This is a genomic window from Acidiplasma cupricumulans, from assembly GCF_001402935.1.
GTDB classification, from domain to species: domain Archaea; phylum Thermoplasmatota; class Thermoplasmata; order Thermoplasmatales; family Thermoplasmataceae; genus Acidiplasma; species Acidiplasma aeolicum.
The window spans coordinates 1-4,184 of sequence record NZ_LKBH01000087.1; the positions used below are offsets into that span (position 1 = coordinate 1).

Annotated in this window: 4 protein-coding genes; 2 read left to right on the plus strand and 2 right to left on the minus strand. The window is 34.6% G+C overall.

Annotation, left to right across the window (positions count from 1 at the left end; translation table 11 throughout):
- Window positions 1-114 precede the first annotated feature (114 nt).
- Entirely contained in the window at window positions 115-1,314 is a 1,200-nt protein-coding gene (locus AOG55_RS02815) for a CaiB/BaiF CoA transferase family protein (protein WP_048100915.1), read from the minus strand.
- 49 nt (window positions 1,315-1,363) lie between these two features.
- Window positions 1,364-1,972, minus strand: a complete 609-nt coding sequence (locus AOG55_RS02820; RefSeq protein WP_048100916.1) for a DUF996 domain-containing protein — start codon at window positions 1,970-1,972, stop codon at window positions 1,364-1,366.
- A gap of 180 nt (window positions 1,973-2,152) precedes the next feature.
- Between AOG55_RS02820 and AOG55_RS02825 the strand changes: the two genes are divergently transcribed.
- Window positions 2,153-3,544 carry a glycosyltransferase gene (locus AOG55_RS02825; protein WP_048100917.1) on the plus strand — a complete coding sequence of 464 codons (1,392 nt, stop codon included), beginning with the start codon at window positions 2,153-2,155 and terminating at the stop codon, window positions 3,542-3,544.
- A gap of 28 nt (window positions 3,545-3,572) precedes the next feature.
- Window positions 3,573-4,184 (plus strand): CDP-alcohol phosphatidyltransferase family protein (locus tag AOG55_RS02830; protein WP_048100918.1); only part of this gene is annotated, 612 nt, incomplete at its 3' end.

Sequence of the window (4,184 nt, forward strand, 5' to 3'; positions counted from 1 at the left end):
ATGTACCTGTGGAGCATAGGGAATTTACGCCTGTGGAGACCTTCACCTCTGTCCCTGAAGGGATTAATATAAGCCCGTATGTAAGGATAAGTGTGGTCGATGAATCAGGAAGCCTCATTGCCTTGGCATGAGGTAGCTCACTGTTTTATTATTGATTAAATCTTTTATTTTTTCATCACTAAATCCCAGATTTTTTAGTATTTCCCTTGAATGCTCGCCTAGCCTTGGTGACATTAATCTAATTCCTCCCGGGGTTTCAGACATTTTAAACGGGGAATTTAGCATTTTTATATTTTTATTGCCAAAATGCACATCTTTTATCATTTCCCTGTAATTTAACTGTTTATCCATTATAACATCGCTTATCTTATTTACCCTGGAACACGGTATGCCATACTCATTAAATTTTTTAATAAGTTCATCAACAGTATATTTTTTAAATTCATTATTTATAATATTTATCAGTTCATCCCTGTTTTCAAGCCTTTTTTCATTTGTGCTGAACCTATCATTATTTTTTAAATTCTCAATATTTAATGCCGAGCAGAAAAGCCCCCATAATTTTTCAGTACCAACTGTTACGGCTATATAATCATCTCCAGCTTTAAAAACCTGGTATGGCACTATGCTTGGGTGGGCTGAACCAAGTCTCTCTGGATTTATACCTGTTGCTATATAATTCATGAATTGATTTACAAGGAGATATGAATTTACATCCAGCATTGATATATCTATGTACTGTCCCCTTCCTGTGATATTTCTGTAATTAAGGGCCGCAAGTATGGAAATGGTTGCAAATAAACCGCTGGTAATATCTGTAATTGGCACACCAAATTTTACAGGATCACCATTTTTTTCTCCTGTAATGCTCATAAGCCCGGATCTTGCAAGTGCTATAAGGTCATATGAGGGCATTGAAGCATCAGGGCCCGTCTGCCCAAATCCGGATATGCTGCAGTAAATTATTTTATTATTATAATTTTTAAGTGATTCATAATCTATTCCAAGTTTTTTAGCCGTTCCAGGCCTGAAATTTTCAATAACAATATCAGATTTTTCAACAAGTTTTTTAATTATTTCAGTGGCATCAGGATGCTTTAGGTCCATGCATATACTTTTTTTGTTTCTGTTTACACTTATGTAATATGCAGATTCATCATCAATAAATGGGGGTGCCCAGCTTCTGGACTGATCTCCCGCAGGTGGTTCAACCTTGATAACATCTGCACCGAGGTCGCCAAGTATCATAGATGCAACCGGTCCCGACATGGCCTGTGTAAAATCAAGAACTTTTAAACCTTTTAATGATTCCATATTAAGCTAAAAAAATAAAACAACTTAAATTTATGTTTTTATACAATATTTAGAAGTTCATATCATCATATATGCCTTCTTCAGGATTAACCGGATTCCTTGGTTTTGCATCACTGGGCAGTTTATTAAATCCTAGTATAACAAATATTATACCAATAAATATTAGAAGTATTCCTATTATAATTATTGTCAGTATTACACCGATTAAAAGCATGTTTGCTGCAGTATTAAAATCCCTCACACCCGTTAGTTCATATACAGATTTATATGCGAAATATTCAAAAATAATGGATGCTATAACACCGAGCAATAATATAAATAATGATACCAGCAGGCCATAGGCCGGACTTACTGGAGGGGCCGTGCCAGCATGTGTTGTTACAGCATAGCTGGAAATGCCAAAAACCAGAATTACAATTAAACCGATTAAAATTCCAGATATTACACTTGCAAGCATATATTTGAATGGTTTTTTATTATCATAATAATTGGATATCAAATTCATGGAATTCAGAAGCAGTATAAGACCCAGTACCTCTGCAATTAGACCTGCATAATTTATGAAGATGTTTAAGATCCCGCCAAAGAATTCTAATATAATTCCAAGAATTCCATATGTTCTTGCAGGTTCAAGTTCAGGTATTCTCTGCGAGTACATTCTTGGGTATGCAAATTAAAATTAATAAATTTATTGTATTTTTCTAAATTAATATGTAAAAATTAAATAATAACTTTTGATTACGCCAGTAAATGTACATTCAATCAAATATTCAATATAAAATCAATGGTATTTCACACATTATAGAACAGGAATTACATGAATTGAGGAGTGGAACCAATGAATGATGCCTATTATATTATTCCAGTTTTAATATTTTTGCCCACAATACTGCTTATTCTGGCACAGCTGGTTTATTATTACCTCGGAGTAAATCATAAATATAAGGACCTTCAGGTTGCATCCATGCCATCATTATCCATACTGGTGCCAACAAAGGGTGAAAAAATAGAGACTGTGCAGGGACTTCTTGAAAATATTGATAATGCTGAATGGGATAAATCCAAAATTGAAGTAATTATAATTTCTGATGATACAGAGGAATATTTTAAGGAGATGCAGCAGAGGGTAAAAATACCTGAAAATCTAAAGGTTATCTTTTACAGGCGTGGAATTAATAAAAGGGGTTATAAAAGCGGCGCGCTGCATGACGGTTTTAAAAAATCAACGGGGGAACTTATACTTACAATGGATGTTGATGCAAGGATATATAGTGATTCAATAAAAAAGGGGTATGCCCAGATAATGGCCGAAAATGCCGATGCCGTTACCATGAACTGGATTGGCTATGGAAATGTGGAATCAACAACCGTAAATTCTCTTATAATATCAACATATTACACAAATACTTCGATAATAACTGGCAGGGACCATGCAGGCATGCCTGTAATGCCTGTTGGATGTGGAACACTTTTCAAGAGGGATGCCCTTAATGCTGTGGATTCGTGGGACCCTGAAATGATACAGGATGATCTGGAGATCGGCACAAGGCTTATACATGCCGGCAAAAAAATAAAAAGTTCTGATGCCAATATAAAAATAGAGGTTCCAGACACATTCAATGCATTTTATACCCAGCAGACACGCTGGGCCATGGGAAGCATGGAGGTTTTAAGCCGGCGGTTTAGGTACATAATATCATCAAAAATAGGAATTATTAAAAGGCTGGACATTATTGCATTTTTATTACAGTACATACCGCTTGTTCTTACATTTTTAATGGCCATTGCCCTTGTAATAATATCACCATTTATACATTTTGACATATTATTTAATCCACTGTTCTTTCTATGGATAATCCTCCTTGGGTTATATGCATATGTTTTCGTTAAAATCGGCGATAAATTTAATATAAATGCCAAAAAGGCAGTTTCTGCCATGGGCAGGTTATCATCCTACACTGTTGCCATCTCCCCATTTGTTCTGCTATGGATATTCAGGGCATTTAAATCAAGGAGGATTTACAGGATAACACCAAAGGGTGCCGGTCATAAAATGCCATCAAATATCTATGCCATTCTGGCATTTGGAATCTTTTTCATTGCCGGATCTTTATTTTATTTAATACACTTTTATCTTTTAACAGGACTCTGGCTTTTATACTATTCCATGGGTTACATATCAACATTTTATCTTGTTTATAAGGATACATGGCAAAAAAATAAGGAATAATTTAATAATTAATTATTAATATATGTATATGGTTCTGGATTCCTACAGATCAAAGGCAGATAAAATACTGGTGCCATTATCCAAAAAATTTTTAATGCTCAATCCCAATACAATTTCTGTTTCATCATTGATTTTTGCAGCATTTGCCGGGATATTTTATTATTTATCATTTTTTAGTAAGTATATTCTATTTTTATCATTTATATTCTTAATTTTTTCCGCCCTTTTTGATGCGCTGGATGGCAAGATTGCCAGGCTAAAAAATATTGCATCCAAAAAGGGAGACCTTATAGACCATGTTTTTGACAGGTATTCAGATATATTTATTGTCCTCGGCATGTCGTTTTCTATTTTCGGTAACATATACCTTGGTCTGTTTGCAATTTTAGGTATATTACTGACAAGCTACATGGGTACACAGTCACAGGCGCTGGGGCTAAAAAGGGATTACTCGGGTATAGCAGGCAGGGCCGACAGGCTCGTTTTAATGATGATTTTTACATTAATACAGATATTTGTAACCGGACATTTTGATGTTTATAATATAAAACTGTATGTTACCGGCATCCTTCTAATATGGTTTGGCATAGCCGGAAATATAAATGCAATAACCAGATTTTTTGACATATATAAAAATTTA

Bases quoted from the DNA above. Each gene is read 5' to 3' on its own strand.
- AOG55_RS02815 (WP_048100915.1), bottom strand. From the start codon at position 1,314: ATGGAATCATTAAAAGGTTTAAAAGTTCTTGATTTTACACAGGCCATG.
- AOG55_RS02825 (WP_048100917.1), top strand. From the start codon at position 2,153: ATGAATGATGCCTATTATATTATTCCAGTTTTAATATTTTTGCCCACA.
- AOG55_RS02820 (WP_048100916.1), bottom strand. From the start codon at position 1,972: ATGTACTCGCAGAGAATACCTGAACTTGAACCTGCAAGAACATATGGA.